Annotated in this window: 21 protein-coding genes; 11 read left to right on the top strand and 10 right to left on the bottom strand. The window is 74.9% G+C overall.

Annotated elements, in window-relative coordinates; genetic code table 11:
• The first annotated feature begins 68 nt into the window (after positions 1–68).
• The 3 genes from ACFCLZ_RS19610 (at position 69) to ACFCLZ_RS19600 (ending at position 4,889) form a co-directional block, all read left to right on the top strand.
• Positions 69–1,337: a hypothetical protein gene (locus ACFCLZ_RS19610; protein ID WP_380277703.1), complete on the top strand. Its 1,269-nt coding sequence runs from the start codon at positions 69–71 to the stop codon at positions 1,335–1,337.
• A gap of 158 nt (positions 1,338–1,495) precedes the next feature.
• Entirely contained in the window at positions 1,496–3,196 is a 1,701-nt protein-coding gene (paaN, locus tag ACFCLZ_RS19605; RefSeq protein ID WP_380277701.1) for a phenylacetic acid degradation protein PaaN, read from the top strand.
• Between the two features lie 199 nt (positions 3,197–3,395).
• Entirely contained in the window at positions 3,396–4,889 is a 1,494-nt protein-coding gene (locus tag ACFCLZ_RS19600) for an FAD-dependent monooxygenase (protein ID WP_380277699.1), read from the top strand.
• A gap of 39 nt (positions 4,890–4,928) precedes the next feature.
• Here ACFCLZ_RS19600 and ACFCLZ_RS19595 read toward each other — a convergent pair whose 3' ends face one another.
• Positions 4,929–5,495: a CGNR zinc finger domain-containing protein gene (locus tag ACFCLZ_RS19595; RefSeq protein ID WP_380277697.1), complete on the bottom strand. Its 567-nt coding sequence runs from the start codon at positions 5,493–5,495 to the stop codon at positions 4,929–4,931.
• A 307-nt stretch (positions 5,496–5,802) separates the two neighbouring features.
• Between ACFCLZ_RS19595 and ACFCLZ_RS19590 the strand changes: the two genes are divergently transcribed.
• The 4 genes from ACFCLZ_RS19590 to ACFCLZ_RS19575 all read left to right on the top strand — a co-directional run bounded on the left by ACFCLZ_RS19590 (position 5,803) and on the right by ACFCLZ_RS19575 (position 10,036).
• Positions 5,803–6,825 (top strand): XRE family transcriptional regulator, encoded by a 1,023-nt coding sequence (locus ACFCLZ_RS19590; protein ID WP_380277696.1) that lies wholly within the window; start codon positions 5,803–5,805, stop codon positions 6,823–6,825.
• A gap of 199 nt (positions 6,826–7,024) precedes the next feature.
• Positions 7,025–7,492 (top strand): VOC family protein, encoded by a 468-nt coding sequence (locus tag ACFCLZ_RS19585; protein ID WP_380277694.1) that lies wholly within the window; start codon positions 7,025–7,027, stop codon positions 7,490–7,492.
• Positions 7,493–7,520: 28 nt separating this feature from the next.
• On the top strand, positions 7,521–8,468 hold the full coding sequence (locus tag ACFCLZ_RS19580; RefSeq protein ID WP_380277692.1) for a pyridoxamine 5'-phosphate oxidase family protein: 948 nt from the start codon (positions 7,521–7,523) through the stop codon (positions 8,466–8,468).
• 233 nt (positions 8,469–8,701) lie between these two features.
• Positions 8,702–10,036 (top strand): peptidoglycan-binding protein, encoded by a 1,335-nt coding sequence (locus ACFCLZ_RS19575; RefSeq protein ID WP_380277690.1) that lies wholly within the window; start codon positions 8,702–8,704, stop codon positions 10,034–10,036.
• Positions 10,037–10,070: 34 nt separating this feature from the next.
• Here the strand turns inward: ACFCLZ_RS19575 and ACFCLZ_RS19570 are convergent, their stop codons facing one another.
• Positions 10,071–10,835 (bottom strand): TrmH family RNA methyltransferase, encoded by a 765-nt coding sequence (locus ACFCLZ_RS19570; protein WP_380277688.1) that lies wholly within the window; start codon positions 10,833–10,835, stop codon positions 10,071–10,073.
• Positions 10,836–10,840: 5 nt separating this feature from the next.
• On the bottom strand, positions 10,841–11,506 hold the full coding sequence (locus ACFCLZ_RS19565; RefSeq protein ID WP_380277686.1) for a TetR family transcriptional regulator: 666 nt from the start codon (positions 11,504–11,506) through the stop codon (positions 10,841–10,843).
• Between the two features lie 104 nt (positions 11,507–11,610).
• Between ACFCLZ_RS19565 and ACFCLZ_RS19560 the strand changes: the two genes are divergently transcribed.
• Positions 11,611–12,279: a hypothetical protein gene (locus ACFCLZ_RS19560; protein ID WP_380277685.1), complete on the top strand. Its 669-nt coding sequence runs from the start codon at positions 11,611–11,613 to the stop codon at positions 12,277–12,279.
• Here ACFCLZ_RS19560 and ACFCLZ_RS19555 read toward each other — a convergent pair.
• The 5 genes from ACFCLZ_RS19555 to ACFCLZ_RS19535 form a co-directional block, all read right to left on the bottom strand.
• Complete coding sequence (locus ACFCLZ_RS19555) at positions 12,276–14,423, bottom strand: FUSC family protein (protein WP_380277683.1); 2,148 nt, start codon at positions 14,421–14,423, stop codon at positions 12,276–12,278. The genes ACFCLZ_RS19560 and ACFCLZ_RS19555 overlap by 4 nt on opposite strands.
• Positions 14,424–14,433: 10 nt before the next feature.
• On the bottom strand, positions 14,434–15,675 hold the full coding sequence (locus ACFCLZ_RS19550; protein WP_380277681.1) for an HTTM domain-containing protein: 1,242 nt from the start codon (positions 15,673–15,675) through the stop codon (positions 14,434–14,436).
• Positions 15,672–16,367 carry a DUF5819 family protein gene (locus tag ACFCLZ_RS19545; protein WP_380277680.1) on the bottom strand — a complete coding sequence of 232 codons (696 nt, stop codon included), beginning with the start codon at positions 16,365–16,367 and terminating at the stop codon, positions 15,672–15,674. The genes ACFCLZ_RS19550 and ACFCLZ_RS19545 overlap by 4 nt, the downstream gene beginning before the upstream one ends.
• Before the next feature lie 62 nt (positions 16,368–16,429).
• Complete coding sequence (locus ACFCLZ_RS19540) at positions 16,430–16,687, bottom strand: hypothetical protein (protein WP_380277678.1); 258 nt, start codon at positions 16,685–16,687, stop codon at positions 16,430–16,432.
• 20 nt (positions 16,688–16,707) lie between these two features.
• Positions 16,708–17,865: a rhodanese-like domain-containing protein gene (locus ACFCLZ_RS19535; protein WP_380277676.1), complete on the bottom strand. Its 1,158-nt coding sequence runs from the start codon at positions 17,863–17,865 to the stop codon at positions 16,708–16,710.
• Between the two features lie 243 nt (positions 17,866–18,108).
• Here ACFCLZ_RS19535 and ACFCLZ_RS19530 point away from each other — a divergent pair, with 243 nt between their 5' ends.
• Positions 18,109–20,829 (top strand): SpoIIE family protein phosphatase, encoded by a 2,721-nt coding sequence (locus ACFCLZ_RS19530; RefSeq protein ID WP_380277674.1) that lies wholly within the window; start codon positions 18,109–18,111, stop codon positions 20,827–20,829.
• Positions 20,830–21,025: 196 nt separating this feature from the next.
• On the opposite strand, the gene ACFCLZ_RS19525 is transcribed toward ACFCLZ_RS19530, so the two are convergent.
• Both ACFCLZ_RS19525 and ACFCLZ_RS19520 read right to left on the bottom strand, forming a co-directional pair.
• Positions 21,026–21,781 carry a hypothetical protein gene (locus ACFCLZ_RS19525; protein WP_380277672.1) on the bottom strand — a complete coding sequence of 252 codons (756 nt, stop codon included), beginning with the start codon at positions 21,779–21,781 and terminating at the stop codon, positions 21,026–21,028.
• Between the two features lie 220 nt (positions 21,782–22,001).
• Positions 22,002–23,771, bottom strand: a complete 1,770-nt coding sequence (locus tag ACFCLZ_RS19520; RefSeq protein WP_380286222.1) for a phosphatidylglycerol lysyltransferase domain-containing protein — start codon at positions 23,769–23,771, stop codon at positions 22,002–22,004.
• Between the two features lie 364 nt (positions 23,772–24,135).
• On the opposite strand from ACFCLZ_RS19520, the gene ACFCLZ_RS19515 reads away from it, so the two are divergent.
• Together ACFCLZ_RS19515 and ACFCLZ_RS19510 are read left to right on the top strand one after the other, a co-directional pair.
• Positions 24,136–24,786, top strand: coding sequence for a response regulator (locus ACFCLZ_RS19515; protein ID WP_380286220.1), 651 nt, complete (start codon positions 24,136–24,138; stop codon positions 24,784–24,786).
• Positions 24,783–25,925 carry a sensor histidine kinase gene (locus tag ACFCLZ_RS19510; protein WP_380277670.1) on the top strand — a complete coding sequence of 381 codons (1,143 nt, stop codon included), beginning with the start codon at positions 24,783–24,785 and terminating at the stop codon, positions 25,923–25,925. Before ACFCLZ_RS19515 ends, ACFCLZ_RS19510 begins: the two co-directional genes overlap by 4 nt.
• Positions 25,926–26,005: the final 80 nt, after the last annotated feature.

The following is a 26,005-nucleotide window of genomic DNA, read 5'->3' as shown; positions in this document are numbered from 1 at the left end:
CAAAGCCCGGCGGCAGACCCTAGACTCGGCGGACGATCCGTCCATGAGCGAGCAGGTGGGGAAGTCGCATGAGCGCAATACCGGCAGTCGAATCCGATCTGCCCGAACAGCGCCACGGCGAATCGGCGGCCGAGGCCGCGGCCGACTGGCGCGAACGCGCTCGTGAGCTGGTCCTGCGCTTCGGTCCGGCCGTGTGGTGCTACGCCGTCCTGAAGCTGGTCGGCTTCACCGTCTTCATGAAACTGCTCTCCTTCTCCGGGGACTACCTCGAGAAGCACCCCCGGTTCGGCGGCGGTGCCAACCCCTGGGACGTGCCCGCCAGCTGGGACGGCTGGTGGTACCAGCAGGTCGCCCAGTTCGGCTACCACCCGGCGCTGGTGCCGGTGCCGGGCGGCACCCCCGGATTCACCATCGAGCAGAACTCGGCGGCCTTCTTCCCGCTCTACCCGGGCCTGATGCGGCTGGTCTCGGAGATCAGCCCGTTCGGCCTGTACGGCGCCGGGATGCTGATCTCGGTGGTCGCCTCGCTGTTCGCCGCGGCCGGCATCTACGCGGTGGTGGACAGGATGGCCGGTCCGCGCGCGGGCGTGATCGCGGCCGGACTGTGGGCGATCGCCCCCGGCTCGGGCGCCGAGTGGGCGCTCTACTCGGACTCGCTGTTCATCGCGCTGGCCGCCTGGGCCTGCTACTTCGTGATGGCCAAGCAGTGGGTGGCGGCCGGGGTGATCACCCTGATCGCCGGCCTCAACCGGCCCACCTCGGCGGCGCTGATCGGCGCGGTCGGCCTGGCCGCGCTGGTGGAGCTGTACCGGCGGGAGAGCGGAGTGCTGCGCCCGCTGGCCGCGATGCTGCTGGCCCCCGTCGGGCTGCTCGGCTACGTCGGCTGGGTGGGCTGGCGGATGGGCGACTGGGGCGGCTACTTCACCCTCCAGCGGGACGCCTGGCTGCACTACTTCGACTGGGGCCAGGGCACCTGGTACGCGATCCGCGGCGTGCTGCTGGGCCGCAACGACTACCCGTTCGCCTACCACACCGCCGACATGCTGGCGACGCTGCTGGTGCTGAGCCTGCCGGTGCTGATCATCCTGCTGATCCGGCTGCGCCCGCCGCTGGTGCTGACCGCCTACACCCTGGCGACCATCGTCTCGGTGCTCGGCAGCCTGGGCATCTTCGGCAACACCTCGCGCTACCTGCTGCCGGCCTTCCCGCTGCTGATCGCGCTCGCGGTGGCGATGCGCAAACTCAGCTGGCCGGTGCTGGCCGGGGTGCTCGGCACGGGGGCGGTCGCCTCCGGCTGGTACGGCGGGTACGTCATCTTCGAGCTGGGCATCCCGTAGACCCCCGGTTGCCACACACCCCCGAGGGCGCGTCCGATCCGGACGCGCCCTCGTTGTCGTTCCCTGTCCGCCGCCGTTCACCGTTCGCCCTCTTGAGCCGACCGATCGTTCGGTTACTCTGTGACGTGTCCCGTCCTCCCCTCTGAGGAGCGCACACCATGTCCGCAGCGGTCACCCACCCCCACGTCGCCGAGCTCGTCGAACGCCACCGGGCCACCCTGGAGGCCGCCGTCGACGCCGCCGCCAAGCGCGACTACTGGTCGCCCTACCCCGAGTTCCCCAAGGCCTACGGCGAGAGCGCCGCCGCGGACGGCAAGGCCGCCTTCGAGTCCCTGCTGAACCGGCCGTTCGAGCTGCCCGGCCACCCCGCCGACGGCGACCTGGTCGGCGGCGAGGCCTCCCCGTACGGCCTGGAGCTGGGCATCGGCTACCCGCACGCCGGCCCGGAGGCCCTGATCGCCGCGCTGACCGCCGCCCGCCCGGCCTGGGCCGCCGCCGGACCGCTCGCCCGCGCCGCCGTCTGCCTGGAGATCCTGGCCCGGATCAACGCCCGCTCGCACGAGTACGCCAACGCCGTCATGCACACCACCGGCCAGGCCTACCCGATGGCCTTCCAGGCCGGCGGCCCGCACGCCCAGGACCGCGGCCTGGAGGCCGTCGCCTACGCGTACACCGAGCAGACCCGGCTGCCCGAGAGCGCCGGCTGGACCAAGCCGCAGGGCAAGCGCGACCCGCTGGTGATGACCAAGGACTTCACCGTCGTCCCGCGCGGCCTGGCGCTGCTGATCGGCTGCAACACCTTCCCCACCTGGAACGGCTTCCCCGGCCTGTTCGCCTCGCTGGCCACCGGCAACCCGGTGCTGGTCAAGCCGCACCCGCGGGCCGTCCTCCCGCTGGCGCTCACCGCGCGGATCGCCCGCGAGGTGCTCGCCGAGGCCGGCTTCGACCCCAACGTGGTCTGCCTGGCCGCCGAGCACGAGGGCGGCACCGTGGCCGCCACCCTGGCCGTGCGCCCGGAGATCAGGCTGATCGACTACACCGGCTCCACCGCCTTCGGCGACTGGCTGGAGGAGCACGCCCGGCAGGCCGAGGTCTACACCGAGAAGGCCGGCGTCAACACCGTGGTCGTCGACTCCACCGGCGACTACCGGGGGATGCTGAACAACCTGGCCTTCTCGCTCTCGCTGTACAGCGGCCAGATGTGCACCACCCCGCAGAACCTGCTGATCCCGCGCGGCGGCATCGACACCGACCAGGGCGCCAAGTCCTACGACGAGGTGGTCCGCGACCTCGCCGCCGCCATCGAGGGGCTGCTCTCCGACGACGCCCGCGCCACCGCCGTCCTCGGCGCCGTGGTCAACCCGGGCGTGCTGCAGCGCTCGGCCGCCGCGGCCGGCGGCGAGTACGGCGAACTCGCCCTCGCCCCGCGGGCGGTGGAGCACCCGGAGTTCCCCGGCGCGACGGTCCGCACCCCCGCGCTGGTCAAGCTGGACGCCGACAAGCCGGACGACCGGGCGGTCTACCGCAGCGAGTGCTTCGGCCCGGTCTCCTTCGCCGTCGCGGTCGAGAGCACCGCCGCCGCCGTCGAGTTGCTGCGCGACACCGTCCGCACCCGGGGCGCGATGACCGCCTCCGGCTACACCACCTCGCCCGAGGTCGAGGCCGCCCTGGTCGAGGCCGCCCTCGACGCCGGCGTCTCGCTGTCGCTCAACCTCACCGGCGGGGTGTACGCCAACCAGACCGCCGCCTTCTCCGACCTGCACGGCACCGGCGCCAACCCGGCCGCCAACTCCGCGTACTGCGACGGCGCCTTCGTCGCCAACCGGTTCCGCACCGTGGAGATCCGCCGCCACAGCTAGGGGGTGCCCGACCATTCGCGTCGCACGCCCGGCGGGACTGGTCAAAGCCGCCCTGCGGACGTGTCACCCGGTCGCCTCCGGTCCCCGGCCACTCGCCGGGGGCCGGAGATTCACAACGTCGCTCCCGGGCAGCGATGATGGAGGCGGGGAAACGCCACCACCGGCGTCCAGCCGCTGTTCGAGCACCGGGAGCTGACACATGACCGAGAAGCAGACCGTCACCGACGTCATCGTGGTCGGCGCCGGACCGACCGGCCTGCTGCTGGCCGGCGACCTCGCCGCCGCCGGAGCGGGCGTCACCCTGCTGGAGCGGCGCACCGCCGAGTCCAACCTCACCCGGGCCTTCGGCGTGCACGCCCGCAGCCTGGAGCTCCTGGACGCCCGCGGCCTCGCCGACGAGCTCATCGCCACCGGCAGCCCGCTCGGCCACCTGCGGCTCTTCAACAAGCTCCGGGTCGACCTCACCGATCTCCCCACCCGCTTCCCCTTCGTCCTGATCACCCCGCAGTACCGCACCGAGCAGCTGCTCCACGACCGGGCGGTGAAGGCCGGCGTGACGATCCTGCGCGGCGCCGAGGTGACCGGCCTGCGCCAGGACGCCGACGGCGTCACCGTCGAGACCGTCGAGGACGGCGCCGCCGCCACCCACCGGGCCCGCTACGCGGTCGGCGCCGACGGCGTCCACTCCACCGTCCGCGAGCTGCTCGGGCTGCCCTTCCCCGGCGAGTCGGTGGTCGACTCCGTGCTGCTGGCGGACGTCCGGCTGGAGCGCGAGCCCGACGAGGCGGTCACCGTCGGCGCCAACGAGCACGGCTTCTCCTTCCTGGTGCCGTTCGGCGACGGCTGGTACCGGATCATCGCCTGGGACCGCGCCGAGCGGTTCGCCGACGGCACCCCGCCCCCGCTCGAGGTGATCGCCGACATCGCCCGCGACACCCTCGGCGAGGACTACGGCCTGCACGACGTCCGCTGGAGCTCCACCTTCCACAGCGACGAGCGGCAGGTCCCCAACTACCGCTCCGGGCGGGTCTTCCTGGCCGGAGACGCGGCCCACTGCCACTCCCCGGCGGGCGGCCTGGGCATGAACACCGGCCTCCAGGACGCCGCCAACCTCTCCTGGAAGCTCGCCGCCGCCGTCCGCGGCCGGGCCACCGACGCCCTGCTCGACACCTACCAGACCGAGCGGCACCCGGTCGGCAAGGCGGTGCTGCGCACCTCCGGCGCGCTGATCCGGCTCGCCCTCGCCCAGTCGGCGGCCACCCGGGCCCTGCGCGGCGCGCTCGCCTCGATCGCCGAGCACGTCGACCTGGTCGTGGAGCGCGGCGCCCGCACCATCTCCGGCATCGGCATCGCCTACCCGGCGCCCAAGGACGCCCACCCGCTGGTCGGCAAGCGCGTCCCGGACCTGCGGCTGACCGGCCTGGAGCCGCCCCGCGAGGGCGGGCCGGCCGCGCCGCAGCGGCTCTACGAGGCCCTGCGGGCCGGGAAGTTCGTCCTGGTCAGCAATGACGAGGTGGCCGCCGCCGACCCGTGGGCGGACCGCCTGGTCACCGCCGCCCCGGCCGACCCGCACGGCAAGCTGCGCGACACCGTGCTGCTGATCCGCCCCGACGGCTACGCCGCCTGGGCCGCCGTCGACCCGGGCGCCGGCGAGCTGCGCGCCGCGCTCACCGAGTGGCTCGGCGAGGTCTGACCACCGGGCCGGCCCCGGGGCGGTGGGACCGCTCCGGGGTCAGCCCTTCGCCTTCTCGTAGTGCCGGGCCGCCTTCGCCCGGTTGCCGCACACCGCCATCCGGCACCAGCGGCGGCGGCCGTTCTGCGAGGTGTCGAAGAAGTGCAGGATGCAGGCCTCGTGCGCGCACTTCCTGATCCGCTGCGGCCCCTGGGCCAGCAGCCCCAGGAAGTCGTCCACCACCAGCCAGGCGGCCAGCCGGTGCGGCTCGTCCACCTCGACCCGGTCCACCGGCCCGGCCGCCGAGGCCTCCCGCCGGACCCGTCCGTGCCGCAGCACGGCGTCCAGCCCGGCCAGCTCGCCGGCCCCGGGCAGCCGGCCCGCGTCCAGTTCGCGGACCGCCGCCGCCAGGGCCTCGCGCGCCTCCCGCAGGGCGGCCAGCCCGGCCTCGTCCGCCGCGCACCGCCCGGCCAGCCCGGCCGAGGAGAGCCAGATCGCATGGCCGTCCGGCGCGGCGAGCAGGTCGTTGACCGGCGTCCCGGCCCACCGCGTGTTCAGCAGGTCGAGCGCCGGCGGCTCTCCGAGCAGCGGGCGCGGGTCCCGCGGGTCTGCTGTCCGCTCCGTCATCGGCACTCCCTCGCTCTCGAACGGTCCCCGAGTCTACGTCCGGCCCCGCCCGGGCGGTTCCTGGCCGGAACAGGACAGTCGAGCGGCCGGATCACGCCGCCCGCCCGGGAGAAGGGCGGTCTGTTTCCGTACTGTTTCAAGATCGCTCACCGGGAGGTCCACCCCCCGTGACCACTGTCATACGCACGACTGATGACGTAGCCTCTCGACCGTGCATAGGGTTCCCCACAGCTCGGCGAGGCCATTGACGGCGCGTTCCGGTGCCGCACCGGGTCTGCCGAACCCGCTCGGTGGGGAAGGTAACCACATGGCCTCACAGCACCCCCAGGACGCACGACTCAGACTGGTCGGGCCGCGCCAGGACGCCTCGGCGTCCGCCCCCCGGCCACCCGCTCCGCCGCTGTCGCCCGCCCCGACGCCCGGACGCCCCAGCCCCACCGGCGGCTTCGCCGACACCCTGCACGTGGCGATCGAGGCCAGCGGCCTCAGCCTGGACCGGATCCGCGCCGCACTCGCCCAACGGGGCGTCAGGGTCAGTGTCACGACCCTGAGTTACTGGCGGCGCGGACGCAGCCAGCCCGAGCGGGCCAGCTCGCTGCGCGCCGTCCACCTGCTCGAGGAACTGCTCGGCCTGCCGCACTCCACGCTGTCCGCGCTGCTCGGCCCGCCGCGCCCGCGCGGCCGCTGGGCGGCCAGCGCGAGCACCAGCCATCTGCGGCTGGAGGACGTCTGGCCGGGCGAGCCGGACATCTCCGACGTGTTCGCCGAGCTGGACGCGCCGCCGGCCGGCGAGCTGGAGCGGCTCTCGGTCCACGACTCCTACTACGTGGACGCCGACCGGCGCGGCAACCTGCTGCGGATGCGCCAGGTGGTCCGCGCCACGGTGGCCGGGGTGACCCGCTGCCTGGTGGTGCACAAGGCCGACGAGGAGGCGACCGGCTGTCCGGAGATCACCGGCGTGCGGCACGGCCGGCTCGGCCGGGTGCGCCGCCGCCCGGAGGCCGGGCTGATCGTCGGCGAGGTGATGCTGGACCGCCCGCTGGGCCTCGGTGACAGCACCGTCTTCGAGTACGAGGTGGAGATCCCGTCCGGCGGCGCCCGGACGACCGAGTACAGCCGCCGCTTCGCCACGCCGGTGCGCGAGTACGTGCTCCAGGTCCACTTCGACCCGGCGACCGTGCCGGTGCACTGCGAGCGGTACGACCGCGACCCGGGGGCGGACGTCGACCGCCGCCGCGAGCAGCTCTGGATCGGCGCCTCGGCCAGCGCCCACGTCCTCGCCCCGGACCAGCAGCCGGGCCACATCGGCATCCGCTGGGAGTGGGAGTAGCCGCACCGCGGCCCGGCGCCCGCGCGCCGCCTCCCTCGCACGCCCCCGCCACATCCTTGTCATGGCATAGCCATACTCGAAGAACCTAACCATTGAAACCGACAGTACCGGTTGACCCGCTCCCGATCTAACCACTACCGTCGATCACAACGGTTAAGCACGGCGCCCCGGGGCGCCCTGGCCACGGGAGTGATCAGGCATGTCCGGCACCATCAGCAGCACCCTGCAGACCGGCCACGTGGGACTGAACGTCACCGACCTGGCCCGCTCGACCGCGTTCTACCGGCGCGCCCTCGGCCTGGAGCTGGTCAAGGAGGGCACCGACCCGGAGCAGCCCTTCGCCTTCCTCGGCCGCGACGGCCGCCCGGTGCTGACCCTCTGGCAGCAGAGCGAGGGCTCCTTCCCCGCCGGCGCCCCCGGCCTGCACCACCTCTCCTTCCAGGTCGACTCGCTCGACGAGGTCCTCGCCGCCGAGACGCTGCTGCGCGAGCTGGGCGCCTCCTTCACCCACGACGGCGTCGTCCCGCACGGCGAGGGGGCCGACTCCGGCGGGATCTTCTTCACCGACCCGGACGGCATCCGGCTGGAGATCTACACCCCGACGGGCGTCCGCGGCGCCGGCGCCGAGGCCCCCAGCCCCTCCGCCCCGACCTGCGGGTTCTTCTAGGACCGGCACCCCGAGGGAGGCACCCGCGATGACCGCCGCCACCACGCCCCGGCAGCCCGGGCCCTACCACCCCGGCGAACGGGCCGTGCAGGACCGGGCCGGCCGGACCGACCGCGCCGACCACTCCGGACGCGCCGTCGGCGGCACCATCCCGGCGGTGGCCGCCCGCTTCCTCACCGAGCGCCGGGTGCTGGTGGCCGGCGCGGCGGACGCCGACGGCCGGCTCTGGGCCACCCAGCTCAGCGGCCCGGCCGGCTTCCTGCGGGCCGCCGACGAACGGACCGTGGCAGTGGCCGCCCGCCCGGCCGAGGAGGACCCGCTGGCGGCCGCCCTGGCCGGCCCCGCCGAGGTGGGCACCATCGCGCTGGACCCGGCCGGACGGCGCCGGATGCGGGTCAACGGCCGCTCCGTCCCGGACGGCCGGGGCGGCCTGGTGATCACCGCCGACCAGGTCTACGCCAACTGCCCGAAGTACATCCACCGCCGCCACCCGGCCGACCGCCCGGGGGCCGGCGGCCCGCGCCGGGTGGCGGCCGGCTCCGCGCTCAGCACCGCCCAGCAGCTGCTGGCGGCCACCGCCGACACCTTCTTCATCGCCACCGCCGGGCCGGACGGCCGGATGGACGCCTCGCACCGCGGCGGCCACCCGGGCTTCCTGCACGTACTCGGACCGGACCGGCTGCGCTGGCCCGACTACCCGGGCAACAGCATGTTCATGACGCTGGGAAACCTGGAGCTCGACCCCCGGGCCGGGCTGCTCGTCCCGGACTGGGAGACCGGCGGCGCGCTGCTGATCACCGGCGAGGCCAGGACCGACTGGACCGGGCCGGCCGCCGCCGAACTGCCGGGCGCCGAGCGGGTGGTCGACCTGACCGTCACCGGCGTGGTCGAACTGGCCGACGCCACCCCGCTGACCTGGACCGCGCCCGCGCACTCGCCCGCCGACCCGCCGGCCACCCGACACCCCGTCGCCTGACGTCCGGCCATCAGCCCGGCGGGAGGCCCATCTAGCGCCTCTCTGAGCCCGGGCGCCATGCCCGGGCGCCGAACGGCCGTCACCCGTTCGGAGTAATCCGCCGTGCCGAACAGGCGTCCGCTTTGGGACTTTGGTCCCGATAACACGCGGTGTGCCCCTGGGAAGGAGCGTGCTGTCACGCCGTCAGCGGCCTGATCGGCAGCGCCCCCACCAGAAGAGACAAGAGGCGGAGAATGACCCGAACCGACCAGCTGACCCCCCTGCTGGAATTCGACGAGGTGGAACCGGACGACGACTGCATATGCGGGGGCTGCTGCGCCCGCCGCCGGGCCCGGCTGCGCGCCGCGCCGGTGCACGAGGGCGGACACGCGGCAGCCCGCAGCGTCCGCCGCCGGGCCGCCGTGCTGATGGCCGCCGTCGGCACCGCCCTCGGCGGCGGTGCGGCCGGCGCCGTCGCGGCCCCCGCGCCGACCCCGGGCCCGGGCGGCCCGGCCGTCCCCCGCACCGAGACGCCGCAGGGCGAGGTCAGCGGCCTCTACGGCGAGTCCCCCTCCCCCCGCTCGCTCGCCGCCCCGCGCGCCGCGGCGGCGCCGGTCACCCGGGCGCAGATCATCGAACGGGCCCAGCGCTGGGTCGACCAGAAGGTCCCGTACAGCATGAGCCGGTACTGGTCGGACGGCTACCGCCAGGACTGCTCCGGCTTCGTCTCGATGGCCTGGGGGCTGGGCAGCAGCCAGACCACCTGGACCCTGCCGAACTTCGCCGAGCGGATCACCAAGGCCGACCTCCAGCCCGGCGACATCCTGGTCTACAACAACGCGGCCAGCCCGCAGTCCGGTTCGCACGTGACGATCTTCGGCGGCTGGACGGACTCCACCCGCACCCGCTACGTGGCCTACGAGCAGACCTCCCCCAGCACCCTCAAGCGCTCCACCCCGTACGCCTACTGGAACAACTCGGCCTCCTACGTCCCGTACCGCTACAAGGGGCTCTCCAGCGGCGGGAACGGCAACGACGGCAGCACGTCGACCTCCTTCCCGGGCGCCGGCGCGTTCGGCCCGGGCGCCGACAACGCCTCCGTCACCCAGCTCGGCCGGCTGCTGGTGCAGCGCGGCGGCGGCCGGTTCTACAGCGAGGGCCCCGGCCCGCGCTGGGGCGAGGCTGACCGCAAGGCCACCGAGGCCTTCCAGCTCGCCCAGGGCTGGCGCGGCAGCGAGGCGGACGGCATCCCGGGCAAGGCCACCTGGGACTACCTGGTCAACGGCAAGGGCCGCGACATCGACGGCGGCACCCCGCAGCCGCCCCCGCCGGTGAACCCCGGCACCGGTGTGCCGGCCTTCCCGGGCGCCGACAAGTTCGGCCCGGGCGCCGACAACGACTTCGTGCGCCGGCTCGGCGAGCAGCTGGTCCGCAAGGGCTACGGCCGCTTCTACACCCAGGGCCCGGGCCCGCGCTGGTCGGACGCCGACCGGCGCAACGTGCAGGCCTTCCAGGAGGCCCAGGGCTGGCGCGGCGCCGAGGCCGACGGCTACCCCGGCCCGGACACCTGGAAGCGGCTGTTCTCCTGACGGACCGCCACCAGGACCCGCCCCGGCCGCCGGTTCACGCCGGCGCGCCGGGCGGGCGTCCGGACATCCAGTGGAACAGGCCCATCGCCACGCTGGTCGCCAGGTTGAAGCTGGAGACCCCCGGCCGCATCGGCACCGCGACCAGCTCGTCGGCCCGGGCCTTCAGCTCCGGCGTCACGCCGTGCCGCTCGGTGCCGAAGGCGAGCACCGCGTCGTCCGGGAAGGCCGTCGCCCGGATGTCCGCGCCCTTAGGGTCCAGCACGTAGAGCGGGCCGGCCGGCAGCTCCGGCAGGGTCAGCCGCTCGACGGCGGTGGCGAAGTGCAGGCCCGCGCTGCCGCGGAGCACCGCCGGGTGCCAGGGGTCCAGCTCGCCGGTGGTGACCACGCCGGCCGCGCCGAAGCCGGCCGCCAGCCGGATCACCGCGCCGACGTTGCCCAGGTTGCGCGGGTTCTCCAGCAGCACGACCGGCGCCGGCCGGGGCCGGACGGCCAGCGCGGCGCGGTTGGCCGCGGCGGTGGGCCGCACCGCCAGCGCGATCACCCCGGTGGGGTGCGGCCGGGGGGCGAGCGTGCGCAGCGCGGCCTGGGGCAGTTCGACGGCCAGCGCGTCCAGCGCGGGGGCGACGTCCGGGGCGAGTTCGGCGGCGAGCGCCAGCAGCGCGGCCCGGTCGGCGGTCAGCACCTGGCGGACGGCGCCGTCGAACCGCAGCGCGTGCTTCAGCGGGTGGAACCCGTCCAGCAGAACCGTCCCCGGCTCCTCGGCACCGGCCCGCCAGACCCGCAGCAGTTCCTCGTTCATCCCGCTCACTCTGCCATCCCCGTCGCGCCGGGCTCACCGGGCCGCCCGGCGGCCTCGATCACCTGTTCGAACGACAGCGGCGCCGCGCCGCCCTCGCCGGCCCCGTCGCCGCCCCCGCCGCCCGGCCGCAGGCCCGCCAGCGCGAGGTCCAGGTGCCGGTGGACGAGCGTGCCGTCGGCGTCCAGTGCCGCCAGGCCGCCCGGCAGCGGCCGGGAGACCCGCACGCAGAGCAGCACCAGGTCCCCCATGCCGACGTCCCTCCGCAGCTGCCCGGCGTCCTGGGCGGCCCGCAGCAGGGCCTCGACCTCGGCGACCGCGCGGGCGCGGGCGGCGACCAGGTCCGCGTCGACGACCAGCCGTTCCAGCAGCACCACGATCGCCGCGCCCATCCGCAGGTCGGCGGCGGCGTGCGCGAAGCGGCGCAGCGCCCGGTAGGGGTCGGGCTCGGCGGTCCGCGCCCGTCCGGCGGCCTCGGCGAGCCGGCCGAGCAGATCGGTGACCAGCGCCCGGACCAGCGCCGTCCGGTCGGGGAAGCGCCGGTAGAGGGTGCCCGGACCGACCCCGGCCCGGCGGACCACCGCGTCCAGCGGGGCGTCCGGGCCGCGCTCCAGGAAGACCTCGCAGGCGGCGTCCAGGATCCTGCGCCGGCTGCGTTCCGCGTCCGCCCTCATCACCAAACCCCTTAACCGGAGAGATTCTCTCCTCCTATGCTAGCGTCACCAGAGGCGGAGAAAATCTCTCCGCTTAAGTCGGGCACCCTCCGAGGAGCAACGCCATGACGACCACCACCCCCCTGCGCATCCGCACCGACATCGACGGCGTCCGGCACGACCGCGCCGCCGTCCTCGGCTGGGAGCTGGAGCGCGGCCGGGCCGCCCTGCGCCTGCTGAAGCAGCGCCTCGGCGACGACCGCACCCGCGACCTGCTCGCCCCCGACACCGCCGCCGCCGACACCGCCATGGCCGGCTGGCTGCGCGCCTCCGACGGCCGGTGGCGCGCCGCCGTCACCGAGCTGACCGCCACCGGCATCGACGCCGCGGCCTTCCTCGCCTGGTGGCAGGGCCGGCTGCACGCCCCCGACCGGGCCGCCCTGCTCGCCGCCAACCCCGAGCACTACCTGGCCGACTCCGCCGGCGACACCGTGGAGATCGTCGAGACGGTCGGCGGCGGCCCGCTGCGCTTCTTCCTGCGCTTCCACCCGACCCCCGCCACCGCCGCGTACCCGGTCCGGATCGGCGGCACCGGCCACCTGGCGGACGGCTCCGAGGTGCTGCGGGTGATGCACGAGTTCGCCGACTCCCCCGAGGGGCTGCGGATCCGGCTCACCGTCGAGTTCCCGGCCGCCGCGCCGGACGAGCTCTCCACCGGTCACCAGTGGCACTTCGCCTGCGAGTTCGCCAACTGGCTGGAGGCCGCGGCCACCGCCGTCGGGGAATCCCGCTAACGCGCGGTGGGCTCCGGCTCGCGCCGCTCGGCGGCGGCCGCCGTGCCGCCGCCGCGCAGCGCCCGTTCGAGGTCCTTCAGCGCCTGGAGCAGCAGCCGGGTACCGGAGCGCACGACGTCCCCCTGCACCCCGGCCGGCTGCTCGGCGAGCCGGCGCTCCAGCTGCGCCTGCGCCTCCCGCACGGCGTCGAACTCCACCGGCTGCCCGGTCAGCAGCGCCCCCGCCGCCAGCGCCGTGGCCAGCCGCAGCTCCTCGGCGAACTCGGCCGCCCCCGGCACCGGTTCGGCGTCCGCGCCGGGCAGGTGGGCCTCCAGCAGGACGGCGACCCGCCCGAGGTGGCCGACCGCCGCGCGCGCCCGGTCCAACTGGCGCCGGCTCACCCCCGGAAGCCCGGAGGCGTGCCGGCCGGGCTCGGCGTCGGCCCGCTGCATCGCCTGGAGCAGCTCCGAGCGCGCCTCCCGGGAGTCCAGCAGCGCCGAGCGGACCTCCCGTCCGCGCGGCGCGGCCGGCCGCTCGTAGACGGCGACCACCTCGGCCGCGTACCGCCCGGCGGCGGCCAGCCACTCGGCCAGCCGCTCACCGAGCCGGGCGGTCTGCCAGGTCGGGAAGAGCGCGTAGACCAGCAGCGCGACCGAGCCGCCGAGCAGCGTGAGCCCGACCCGCTCCACCGCCGTGACCAGCGGGTTCCCCTCCTGGAGTCCGAGCAGGAAGACCACGTAGGAGGAGATGCAGGTGGTGATCACCGCGTAGCCGGTGCGGAAGGTCAGATAGGCGCCGCCGATCGAGACCACCGCGAGCGCGGCCAGCACCCACTCGCCGGGCCGGGCCAGTTGCACCACCAGGGTGGAGGCGGCCACGCCGACGACCGTCCCGGCCAGCCGGGCCACGCCCCGGCTGTAGGTCTGCGCGAAGTCCGGCCGCATCACCATCGCGGCCGTCATCGGCGCCCAGTAGCCGTGCTGGAAGCCGACCAGCCGGGCCAGCAGATAGGCGACGGTGACCACCCCGGCCAGCCGCACGGCATGCTGGAACACCGCCGAGCGCGGATGGAACTGCCGCCGCACCGCGCGCAGCGCCGTCGGCAGCATCCGGACCAGCGGCGGCTTGCGCAGCGCCCCGCCGGGCTGGAGGACGGGGGAGTCGATGGTGTCCTCGGAGCTCCGGTCGAGCGTGTCGGAGGCCTTGCGGAGCAGCCCGGCCAGCCGGCGCGCGGCCCGGCGGGCGGCGCCCCGCAGCTCCGGCCCCTCGGTCCGGGCGACCAGGGTGAGCGCCGGCGCGGAGCGTGGCAGCTGGAGCGGGGCGCCGGTGCGGATCGCCCGGGCCAGCGCGTCCATCGCCTCGGCGGAGGCGGCCAGCACCTCCCGGGCCCGGTCGCGCTCCGGCCCCTCCTCGGGGGCTCCGACCTTGGGGTCGGCGATCGCCGCCAGGGTGGGCCGGATCCGCTCGGCGAGGCCGCGCAGGCCGCGCAGTTCGGGCGGCCGGTGCCGGTCCTGCCAGGGCGTCAGCGCGGCGGCGTGCCGGGCCTCCATGAACGGCTCCGGGTCCACGTGCGCGGTCGGGTCCTGGCGCAGTCGGCGCGCGTAGTCGGCGAGTTCGGCGTAGGTGTCGGCGAGCGCCTCGCGCTGGGCGGTCCAGCTGCCGATCGGCCAGACGGTGATGACCAGCGCCTGGACGGCGCCGCCGAGCGCGCAGACCAGCCCGTGGCCGAGCGCGGTCAGCGGGCTGACCGGCAGCTGGACGACGATCAGCATCACCGAGAGGGTGTTGGCGGCGACCACCCCGGCGGTCGGCCCGATCGCCCAGGTGAGCCCGGCGCCGAAGGCCCAGACCGCCAGCAGCACCGGGAACAGCCCGGTCACCCCGGCCGCCAGGTAGCCGAGGAAGGTGCTGACGCCGAGTCCGATCCCGGCGGCGACGGCCAGCGTGGCCCGCGGCCGGAAGCTGCGCTGGAAGGTCGCCGTCCCGGCGATGAACGCGCCCATCGCGGCCGAGGTGGCGAGGCGGGCGTCGCCGAGCGCGAGGGTCGGGAAGAGCACCAGGGCGACGGCGACCGCCCCGCGCACCGCGCGCTTGGGGTCGGTGAGCGTCCGGTCGATGGTCAGTCCGGTCCGCGCGGTGTCTCGAAGAGCAGCGAACCAGGACATACCGGTCAGCTTAGTGGTGGCCCCTCGGCCGGATCCGCGCGACCCGCTCCCCGGCCCACAGCAGCGCCGCCGTGGGCAGGAACACCGCGTCCGCCGCGATCATCGCCAGCGAGAACACCGGCAGCCCGAGCAGCACCGCGATCCCCACGTGCTCGGCCATCATCACCACCAGCAGCGCGTTCTTGATCCGCCGGTTCACCAAGGTGAACGGGAAGGCCACCTGGAGCAGCACCGTCCCGTAGGTGATCAGGAACACCGGCAGCAGCGCCCCGCCGACCAGCCCGGACAGCCCCGGCCAGGGCGTGAAGTAGTCCAGGTGCAACGGGTAGTACAGCGCGGTGCCGTCCTGCCAGCGCGAGCCCTGCACCTTGTACCAGCCGGCCGTGGCATAAATCAGCACCACCTCGACGGCGATCACCAGCATCGCGCAGTTGTGCACCATGGTCGCCAGCGCGTCCAGCACCGCCCGCATCTCGCCCCGCGGCGCGAGCCGGTCCACCAGCCACCAGAGCCCGGCCACCGCCCAGAGCAGCCAGAACAGCGGCCCCCAGCCGACGTACGGGAACGCCGGGACCGTCCAGTCCAGGCTCGTCCCGGCGAAGCCCCCCAGCTGACAGACCAGCAGCACCGCCCCGAGCACCGCCCACAGCAGCACCCCGGCCGCCCCGCCCCGCCCGGACCGGCGCCGCCGGGCGTCCAGCGACCACACCTCGGCGCACCGGGTGAAGACCAGGTAGACCGCCATCAGGTGGACGATGTTGTCGCCGCCGTCGCCGAGGAAGACGTTGCGGTTCTGCAGCGACAGCACGGTGACCAGGAACAGCACCGTGGCCGCCCTGGTCCGCCAACCCAGCAGCACCGCCAGCGCGGCCAGCACCGCCAGGTGGTAGACCAGCTCGAACCAGGGCCGCCCGCCGAACCAGGGCAGCACGGTGAACGCCCCGTTCTCCGCCAGCAGCCGGTCCGCCAGCTCCGCCGACCACGGCGAGGTGTCGCCGTACAGCAGCCGCCGGTTGGGCCACTCGCGCAGCAGGTACGCCAGCCAGACCAGCCCGAAGCCGATCCGCACCGTCGCCGCCTGGTGGCGCCCGAGCACCCGGCCGGCGAACACCGCGAACGCCCGGGCCGCGAGCCCGGCCAGCCCCGGCCGGTGCGGACCGGGCGGCCCGTCGTCACCGGCCGCCGGCCCGGGCTGACGGGGGATCCCGTCGAGCAGCCGCTCCTGCGCCCCGGCCGGCGTCGTGCCGCTCACCACAGCCCCCGCAGGTCCTCGTCCCGTACCGGCCACCAGGGCAGCTCGCGCACCTTCGGCCCGGGCGGCGCCGCCTCCCCGCTCCACTCCGGCGGGGCGACGGTCGCCGTGGTCACCCGCAGCTCGACCGCCACCACCGGCCGCCCCTCCACACCGCGGCCGATCCGCTGCACCGCGATCCGCTTCAGGTACTCCTCGGCCAGCCGCCCGCGTTCGGTGGTCAACGACTCGTCCTGCGCGCTGTGCGAACCGTCGTAGAAGTCCCAGGCCCGGCGCAGCAGGTTCTGGTCGGCGTGGCTGGGCGCCGGATTGCCCCGGATCGCCGCGACGTCCTGCGCGGTCAGCCCCACCCAGTCGTGGACCACGGGGTCCCCGTCCGCCGACACCGTGCGCACCCGGGCGTCCACCGCGACGTTCTGCTGCAGCGGATTGGGCGCGAACAGCTTCCAGTTCTGCTCGAACTCCGGGTAGATCAGGCCGTCCAGCTGCTCCCGGTACTCCCGGGAGAGCGGGTTGGCGGGCGCCACGTGCAGGAAGACCGCGCCGAGGAACAGCCCGGTGGCCGTCACCAGCAGGACGGCGGCGCCGCCCAGGACGACCCGGGCCGGCGTCGACCAGGTCCGGCGGACGGGCGGCGGGTCCGTGCTCTCGGCGTTCTCGGCGTTCTCGGCGGCCTCGGCACTCTCGGCCATGAACTCCCCCGGGGACGGGTGGGGCCGGCACCGCGCCGGCCCGGTAGCGCGCCCATCCTGCCCTACTCGCGCCGCCCTGCGGAGCCCCCGGTCCCGGCCGGTCCGCTCCGGCGACGCCGCCACAGCAGCACGCCCACGACGGGCAGCAGGACCGCCGCACCGGTCGCGACCACCGCGATCGCGGCCATCGGGTGTCCGGCCGCCGTCAGCACCTGGCCGACCACCATGAGCAGCACCCCCGGCAGCACCGACCACGGATACCGCAGCGCCCGCGGCACCTCCCCGGACCGCTCCGGCCGTCCGTCCGGCTCGCCGTGCACGTTCCCCCCTCGGTCGCGCGCTACAGGACGAAGGCGTCCTGCCCGTTGCCGCTCACCATCGGACGGCCCGCGCCGTCCCAGGCGTACATCCCGCCGTCCACGTTGACCGCGTCCCGGCCGTTCTGCACCAGGTACTGGACGACCTGCGCGGAGCGCCCGCCGACCCGGCAGAGCACGAACAGCTTCTCGTCCGGCAGCTCGCCGATCCGCGCGACCACCTCGCCGATCGGGATGTGCAGCGCGCCCTCCACGTGCCCGGCGTCCCACTCGTCCTGCTCCCGGACGTCCAGCAGGGCGGCGTCGGCCGGCACGGCGGCGGCGGCGATGGTGGGGATCTGCGCGAACATCGTCTGGTCCTCCTGAGGGTCGGGATCGGCCCCGCCATTGTCCCCCACCAACCGTTCCAGCTCGGCCTGCTGGGCGGCGGCCTTGGCCAGCAGCTGCTCGGCCAGCTCGGTCAGCAGCCCGTCCGGGTCCTGCGGGGCCAGGGCCAGCAGCTCGCCCATCGCGCTGCGCTCCAGCCGGACCTGCTCGGCGGCGAGCTCACCGATCCGGCCGGTCAGCCACTCCAGCCGGCGGCGCAGCCAGCCGAGCCGGTCGGGGGAGTCGGCGGCGGGCGCCGCCTCGGGCGCGGTGGACCACTCGGAGGCCAGCGCCTCCAGCGCGCCGGTGTCGCCGTACGCGTAGGCCTCGTTGACCCGGGCCAGGAACGCCGCCCGGCGCCGCTGCTCCTCCGGGTCGGTGGACAGGTCCGGGTGGGCGCGGCGGACCAGCTCGCGGTAGATCCGCTGGGCGTCCCGGCCGGGCCGCACCCGGGCGGGCGCGGCGGGCGGCGGCGGGGCCTGCTCCTGCTCGCTCTGCTCCCGGACGCTGTCGAACAGCGCGTCCAGGTCCGGCAGGTCCTCGACCCGCTGCCGCGCCTCACGGGCCCGCCGGAGGTCCTCCGGGTCCCCGGAGCGGACGGCCGCCGCCTCGGCGAGCAGCGCGTCCAGCTCGTCGAGCCGGGCGTACAGCGGCCCGAGCAGCTGGTGGTGGATCAGCGCGAAGTTGTCGATCTCGACCCGCAGCGTCCGCACGTCGACGTCCATGGTGAGCCAGGCGAGTTCGGCGGCCTCGACCCGCTCCTCCAGCTCCTGCTGCTCCGGATCGGTCCAGCGGACCGGGATCTGCGCGGTCATCTCTCGCCTCCTCCTGCGTGCCGTCCTGCGACCCTACCGCCCGCCCGCGCGGGGCCGCCGCGCAGCGGACGGGGAGTGCGTACCGGCGCACGGCACGTGACACGCAACTGATACCGAGGAATCTCCCCGTTTCGCTATCGACTCCCGGCCCGTCCGTGCTTCGCTGGTATCCGCACAGCATGCCTTCCCCCGGAGAAACGGCCGTCTCCCGACAGGGCGGCCAGGCGGGAGCAGACCGAATCCATGGTGGACGATCCCAACTCCACACCGCGTCCGGCGGGCACCGACCCGGGGCCCGGCACCGCACCGGGCGACCAGCCGTCAGGGGTGGTCGCCCTGGTGCGGCTCGCCCTCGTGCTGGTCGACCGCGACGGGCGGATCGCCCAGTGGAGCCGGGCCGCCGAGGAGCTGTTCGGACACCGCGCGGAGGCCGTCCACGACCGCCCGGCCGCCGGCCTGCTGCCCGCCGCCGAGCCGCGCAGCGTGCCCGGCCCGGCCGCGCTCCCGGCCGCGGGGCGCCGCCGGGACACCTTCGCCACCCTCGCCGAACTGACCGCCGCCGGCGCCCCCTGGGCGGGGCAGCTGCCCGTGGTCGACCGCGAGGAGCACCTGCGGGACGTGCTCTGGTGGGCCTACCCGGTGGACGGCCCGGCCGGCGCACTGCTGGCGCTGGCCGCCGACGCCCGCCCGCTGCGCTCCTCCGGCCCCCGGCTGGCCGTCGGCGAGCGGCTGCTGCCGTTCGCCGCCGCCCCCGGCGCGCTGGGCGGCTTCCACCGGCTCTCCGCCGCGCTGACCGCCCCCGGCCGGCCGGTCCCCGGACCGCTCGCCGCGCTGCTGCCCGGCTCCGCCGAGCGCCGCGGACCGCTGCTCGCCGCCCTGGACCGGGCCGGCCTGCCCGCCCTGCGGCTGGACCCGGCCACCGTGCTGCCGCTGCGCCCGGCCGACCCGGCGGCCGGCACCGCGCACGCCGCGGCCGGGATCGGCCGCCGCTACCCGACCGCGCAGCAGCGCACCGCCCGGCTCGGCCCGCCGCCGCAGCCGGAGCAGTCCGCGCCCGGCCGCCGCCCGGCCGGACCGCTGCCCGCCCAGCGCGAGGCCGCCGCCGCGCAGGCCGCCGCCCCGACCTCGGCCGGCCTCGGCACGCCGACCGCCGGCCCGGTCGTCCCGGCCCCGCCGAGAGCAGGCACCGCCATCGAGCAGACCACCGTCGAACCCCCCGCCCACGGCCATCGGCTCCTCCCCGGCGAGCCGGCCACGCCACCCGCCCCCGCGCCGTCGGCGGGCCGGTTCGGCCCGTTCCTCACCAACGGCCACGCCGGCGAGCAGTTGGCCCTGCTCAACGAGGTCGGCGGCAAGGTCGGCACCACCCTCGACCTCGGCTTCACCGCCCACGAGCTGTGCCGGGTGCTCGTCCCCCGGGTCGCCGACTTCGCCTGCGTCGACCTCGTCGACGGCCTGATCTCCGACTCCGAGCTGCCCGAGGCCCGCCCGGACGACGACACGATGCTCCGCCGGGTCGCGCTCGCCTGCAACGAGTCCAGCGGCCAGTGGGACCACGTGCTCGCCGAGGGCTCGCTGGTCGCGATGCCCCGCCGCACCCCGCCCGGGATGGCCCTCCAGCTCAACCAGCCGGTGCTGGTCCCGGTGGTCACCCGGGACGTCGCCGTCGACTACGCCGCCGCGCTCGGCGGCCCGGAACTCGTCCCGGTGGTCTCCGGCCGCTCGATGCTGGTGGTGCCGCTCTCCGCCCGCGGCACCGTGCTCGGCATCCTCAAGCTGCTCCGGCTCCCCGACCGCGGCTCCTTCGACGAGAGCGACGCCGCCACCCTCAAGGAGCTGGCCGCCCGGGCCGCGCTCTCGCTCGACAACGCCCGGCTGCACCGGGCCGAGGCCCGGGTCGCCACCACCCTCCAACGGTCGATGATCCCGACCCGCCCACCGCAGATCCCCGGCGTCCAGATCGCCCACCGCTACCTGCCCGGCGACTCCCGGGCCGAGGTCGGCGGCGACTGGTTCGACGCGATCCAACTGCCCGGCAGCCGGGTCGCCCTGGTGGTCGGCGACGTCATGGGCCACGGCCTGCACTCGGCCGCCGCGATGGGCCGCTTCCGCACCGCGATGCAGACCCTCGCCGCCCTCGACCTGCCGCCCGGCCAACTGCTGCGCCACCTGGACAACCTGGCCCACAAGCTCGGCGACGACCACCTCGCCACCTGCCTGTACGCGGTCTACGACCCGATCAACCGGACCTGCGAGCTGGCCAGCGCCGGCCACGTCCCGCCGGTCCTGGTCCACCCGGACGGGACCGGCGAGCTGCTGGAGATCCCGGCCGGCGCCCCGATCGGCGTGGGCGGGGTCCCGTTCGTCGCCAAGACCATCGACGTCTCGGACGGCTCGATGCTGGTGCTGTGCACCGACGGTCTGGTCGAGGTGCGGGGCGGCGACATAGGGGCCGGGCTGGCCGCGCTCTGCGGCAACCTCATCGACCCCACGCAGAGCCCCGAGCAGGCCTGCGACGTGGTCCTGGAGCGACTGCACTCGGACGACCGCAAGGACGACGTCGCGCTGCTGGTGGCCCGCTTCGACGGGGTCGCGCCGAGCGAGGTCGCCACCTGGGACCTCACCGTCGACCAGCGCGAGGTGGGCCGGGCCCGCGCCCTGGTCCGCGAGCAGCTGGCCGCCTGGCACCTGGAGTCGCTCAGCGACACCACCGTGCTGCTGGTCAGCGAACTGGTCACGAACGCCGTCCGGGTCGCCCGCGACCGGGTCCAGCTCCAGCTGATCCGGGTCGACAAGCTGCTGGTCGAGGTCAGCGACGACAGCCACAACCTGCCGTCCCTGGAACCCGCCGAACAACTCGGCGAGACCGGCCGCGGCCTGACCCTGGTCACCAAACTCGCCGACCGCTGGGGCACCGCCCGCAAGGCGGTCGGCAAGGTGGTCTGGTTCGAACTGCCCCTTTGATTGGAGCCCACTCGCCTCCGGGCCGCTTCGGTCCGGCGCCGACGGTCGTCGCTCCAACGCCGCTCCTTCGTCACGGCGTCCTCGCTTCTCCCTTTCGGCACCGGCGCGGCCCTTCGGCTCGTGGGCTGCGTGCTCGGGTGGGCGTGCTCGGGTGGCCCTGTGCTCGTGGGCTGCGTGCCGGGATGGGCGTGCTCGCTCAGGCGCCGGCCGGGGCGCGGCGGCGGGCCTCGGCGGCCGCCTCCAGCGAGGCGGTGGCCGTCGCCACCACGGCGGCCGCCCCGACCCCGGCCAGCACCCGCGGCCAGAAGTCCCCGAAGACCTCCACCGAGACCGCGATCAGCAGCGCCGCGATCACCGCGACCACGTGCTCCATGCCCGCCAGGTTCGGCAGCACGACCGCCTCACCGACCATCAGCGCCACCACCAGCCCGGCGGTGAACCAGGCCCGGCAGCGGAACGCGATGCAGATCGCCAGCGCCACCACCGCGGCCGACGGCCCGGTGTCCCGCACGTACGCGACCCACTTCGGGAACCCGAACAGGTGGTCCGGCCCGATCGCCACCCCGACCCGGGCGAACAGCGTCCCGGCCACCGTGCAGGTGTAGGCCACCACCAGGGTCAGCCGCCGGCCGAGCACGATCTCGGCGATCCCGAAGACCACGAAGACCTGCGCCAGCGCGCCCCACACCGGCAGGTCCAGGGCCGGCACGTACAGCGACAGCGGCGTCCGCAGCAGCGAGACCTCCAGCGGCAGGGCCGCCTTCACCACACCGATCTGGGTGACGAAGCGCTCCCCGCCCGGCAGGTGCTGGACGATGCTGAACAGCAGGATCAGGCAGGTCGCCGCCGTGGCCAGCGGGACGGCCGCGAACTTCTTGCGCGCCACCTGCTCCCGCACCGTGCCGAACAGCGTTCCCCACTCGGCGACAGCGGCCTCTTTGGCAATAGCCACCGGCCCCTTTCGCACGCCCCCCGCGTGGGTCCTCCGCATCACAACCCGTTCTCCAAATCCCCGTCGGCGCAAGCGCCTTCCCGACTACTCCCACATTAGAAGCCGCTTTACGAATCCACATCGGCATTTGTGCGGATCCCCGTCATCCTCAGGGGGGAGGCTCCACCCCGAAATCCCCCCATCCGGACGACCGGTCCCCTCCGCCCCCCGGCGGAGGGGTCTACCCCTTCCCGTTCCGTGCCGCCACCGGCACGCGGGGCGCCTCGCCGGCGGGCGGCCCCTGGTGCCGGCGACGGAACAGCGCGGGCAGGCTCGGTGCGGTGATGAAGCCCTCGGCCCGGGCGCTGGCGATGCCGATCCGCGGAATCTCGCTGCTCTTCTCGAAGAGCAGATAACGCGGCTCCCAGATCGGCCGGTACTTGGCGTTGGCCCGGTAGAGCGATTCGATCTGCCACCAGCGCGAGAAGAAGCCCAGAACGGAACGCCAGAGCCGCAGCACCGGCCCGGCGCCGAGCTTCGACCCGCGCTCGAAAACGGAACGGAACATGGCGAAGTTCAACGAGACCCTGGCCAGGTTCACCTCACGGGCACGCTGCAGGAGTTCGATCACCATGAACTCCATCAGGCCGTTCTCGGTGTCCCGGGCCCGGCGCATGAGGTCCAGCGAGAGCCCGTCCGCACCCCACGGCACGAAGCTGAGCAGGGCCTTCAGCTCGCCGTCGGCGTCGTGGCACTCCAGCATCACGCAGCGCCCGTCGCCCGGGTCGCCGAGCCGGCCCAGCGCCATCGAGAAGCCGCGCTCGGTCGCGCCGTCGCGCCACTGGTCGGCCTTGGCGACCAGGTCGGCCATCTCGCTCTCGGGGATCTCCTCGTGGCGGCGGATCCGCACGGTGTACCCGGCCCGCTTGACCCGGTTGTAGGCCTGGCGCACCACCCGCATCGCCCGGCCGTCCAGCGAGAACTCGTCCAGCTCGACGATCGCCTCGTCGCCCAGCTCCAGCGCGTCCAGGCCGTGCCGGGCGTAGATCACGCCGGCTTCCTCGGAGGCGCCCATCACGGCCGGCGCCCAGGCGTGCTCGCGGGCCTCGGCCAGCCAGGCGTCGATCGCGCCCGGCCAGGCCTCCGGGTCGCCGATCGGGTCGCCGGAGGCCAGCGAGACGCCGCCGACCACCCGGTAGGCGATCGCCGCCTTGCCGCTCGGAGAGAAGATCACCGCCTTGTCCCGGCGCAGCGCGAAGTAGCCGAGCGAGTCCCGCTCGCCCTGCTTGTCCAGCAGCACCCGGAGCCGCTGCTCGTCCTCGGCGCTGAGCAGCTCGGTGCCGCGCGGGCTGCGGAATGCCACGTAGAGGACGAGCAGGAAGAGCAGCGCGCCCATCGCGTTGATGACCGCGTTCACCCAGGTCGGCGCGTCGATCACGGAGCGCAGGTGCTCGGACGGGGTGATGGTGATCATCCGGCCGACCGAGTAGCGGAACATGTCCCAGAAGTCCGCGGTCGGCAGGTTGTTGGTCAGCGCGACCAGCGCGGCGCCGACCACACCGCCGAAGCCCAGGCCCGCCACGAAGGTCGCGGCGGCGGTCTTCGGGTTGGAGCGGTCGCCCTTGGAGGTGAACTCCTTCCGGCCGACCAGCAGCGCCAGCACGAAACCGCAGGTCAGCACGGTTGAGACATAGTTCAGCGGGTGCCGGTCGAAGCCTTCGCCGGGCAGCGCCATGGCCGCCAGGTAGAGCAGCGCGAACAGGCCGGCCAGGGCGAGGTTGAAGATCCAGGCGGCCCGCTTGCGGCGCCGCATGGCGATCGCCAGGAAGACCGAGAGCACCGCGCTGCTCAGGCCCGCGGTCATCAGGTAGGGGGTGAAGTACTCACCCTCGTTGTGCGTCTCGACCTGGTCCCGGAACGGCTCCAGCAGCACGGTGACGAGGTTCAGCAGGGCAATCAGCCGCAGGTACCACACGGTCGCCACGGCGGCCCGCGGGCGCCAGCGCGCCATGACGGCGCCGGGCTCGGACCCGGACCCGGTGGGGGAGGTGGACGGCTCCGGCTTCACAGTGGACGACACAGCTCAATTCCAAACGATCAGGTGGTGGGTCGCATCCGCACGCGACCCGGCCGGACGCCCACCCCGGCCGCAGGCCGACTGAGCGGCAGCCAATTCCATGGTTCCCCACTCACGGTGAGAATGGCGTGAACCAGGTAGCGGATTCACACCCCCGCCGTTCGGCGGGGGTGCCCCCGGCAGGTCCCGGGGTCCCGCGAAGCCGCCGGTCAGGCCCTACCCTCGATTCCAGTCATGCGGACCGGCCCGGCCCGGCCGCCGAACCGAGGAGGGACCCATCACCACCACCCGCGTGCTGATCGTCGACGACGAGATCCTGGTCCGGTCCGGACTCGGCCTCATCGTCGGTTCCGCCCCCGACCTGGAGGTGGTCGGCGACTGCTCCGGCGCGCAGACCGAGGAGTGCGTCCGGCTGCTGCGCCCGCACGTGGTGCTGCTCGACATCCGGATGCCCGACCTGGACGGCATCTCGGTGCTCCGCCGGCTCCGGGCGCTGCCCGACCCGCCGGCTGTGGCGATGCTCACCACCTTCGACACCGAGGAGTACATCGGCACCGCGCTGCGGGCCGGCGCGTCCGGCTTCCTGCTCAAGGACACCGCCCCGGAGCAGCTGGTGCACGCGGTCCGGGTGCTCGCGGCCGGCGGCAACATCCTCTCCCCGACGGTGACCCGCACCGTGATCGGCGGCTACGTGGACGGCGGCGGCCCGGACGCCGAGGCGGCCACCCTGGCCCGCACGCTGACCGGCCGGGAGCTGGACGTGCTGGCGCTGCTCGGCGAGGGCCTGTCCAACGCCGAGATCGCCGACCGGCTGTTCCTGGGCACCGGCACCGTGAAGGACCACATCAGCGCGATCCTCGGCAAGCTCGGCGCCGCCAACCGGGTCCAGGCGGCCGTGATCGCCCACCGGGCCGGGCTGGTCCGCCCGAAGCCGAGCGACGGGGCATGAGCGGCGGAGACCTTCCCGTACGACGCCTCCCGGCCGGGCTGACCGCGCCCTGGCTGATGCTCCTGCTGCCCGCCCTCTACTCGCTGGCGGACGCCGCCCTGGTGGCCCGGGGCGCCCCGCTCTGGCAGAGCCTGCTGTCGGTGCTGGCCGCCGTCGCGCTGCCGTGGCGGCGGCGCTTCCCCGTCGCCGTGCTGCTGCTGACCATGCCCGGCAGCTACATCGACGACATCTGGCTCGCCCCGATCACCGCCGTCTACACGGTGGCCGCCGAACGCCCCCGCCCCCGGGTGGTGGTGCCCTGCGCCACCCTGTTCGCCCTCGTCGAGTTCTTCCACTGGCCGGTCTCCGAGCAGTCCTTCACGATCAGCCGGGACACCGCCCTGTACGCCATCCAGTCCGTGATGCTCGCGGCCGGCCCGGCCGCCACCGGTCTGCTCTCCCGCACCCGGCGGGAGCTGGCCTCCCGGCTGGACGAGCTGACCCGCGGGCAGGAGCGGGAGAGCCGGCTGCTCGCCGAGCGGGTGCTCAGCGCGGAGCGCGGCCGGCTCGCCCGGGAGATGCACGACGTGGTCTCGCACCAGGTCAGCCTGATCAGCATCCAGGCCGGCGCGCTCCAGGTGTCCTCCCCCGACCCGGCGGCCGCGGGCGTCGCCCGGACCATCCGCGAACTCTCCGTGCGCACCCTGGAGGAGCTGCGCCAGATGGTCGGGGTGCTGCGGGCCGGCGGTCCGCGGATGGACACCCCGCTGGCCCCGCAGCCCAGGCTGGCCGACCTGCCCCGGCTGATCGAGGAGAGCGGGCTGGCCGCCGACACCGAGCTCCTCCCGGGCGACCACCCCTGGCCGGAGGCGGTCGAGCGGGCCGCCTACCGCACCGTGCAGGAGGCGCTCACCAACATCACCAAGTACGCGCCCGAGTCTGCGGTGCACGTCCGGGTCCGGGCCCGCGGCCGGCGGCTGCGGGTCGAGGTGCGCAACGACGCGCCGCCGGTCCGCCCCGCGCAGACCCTGCCGGGCGGCGGCCACGGCCTGGTCGGACTGCGCGAGCGCGCCCAGTTGCTCGGCGGTTCGCTCACCGCCGGTCCGACCCCGGACGGCGGCTTCGAGGTCCGCGCCGACCTGCCGGCCCCGTCCTCCTGAGCCACCCCGCCCGGGTCACCCCGCGGCACCCCGGGAAATCCGCCCTGGAAAGGGAAACAAAAAAGCCCCGCAGATCCGAA

This window comes from Kitasatospora purpeofusca, assembly GCF_042691725.1.
GTDB classification, from domain to species: domain Bacteria; phylum Actinomycetota; class Actinomycetes; order Streptomycetales; family Streptomycetaceae; genus Kitasatospora; species Kitasatospora purpeofusca_B.
Note: the sequence above shows the minus strand (reverse complement) of the source record. Positions and strands in the feature narration are given on the sequence as shown.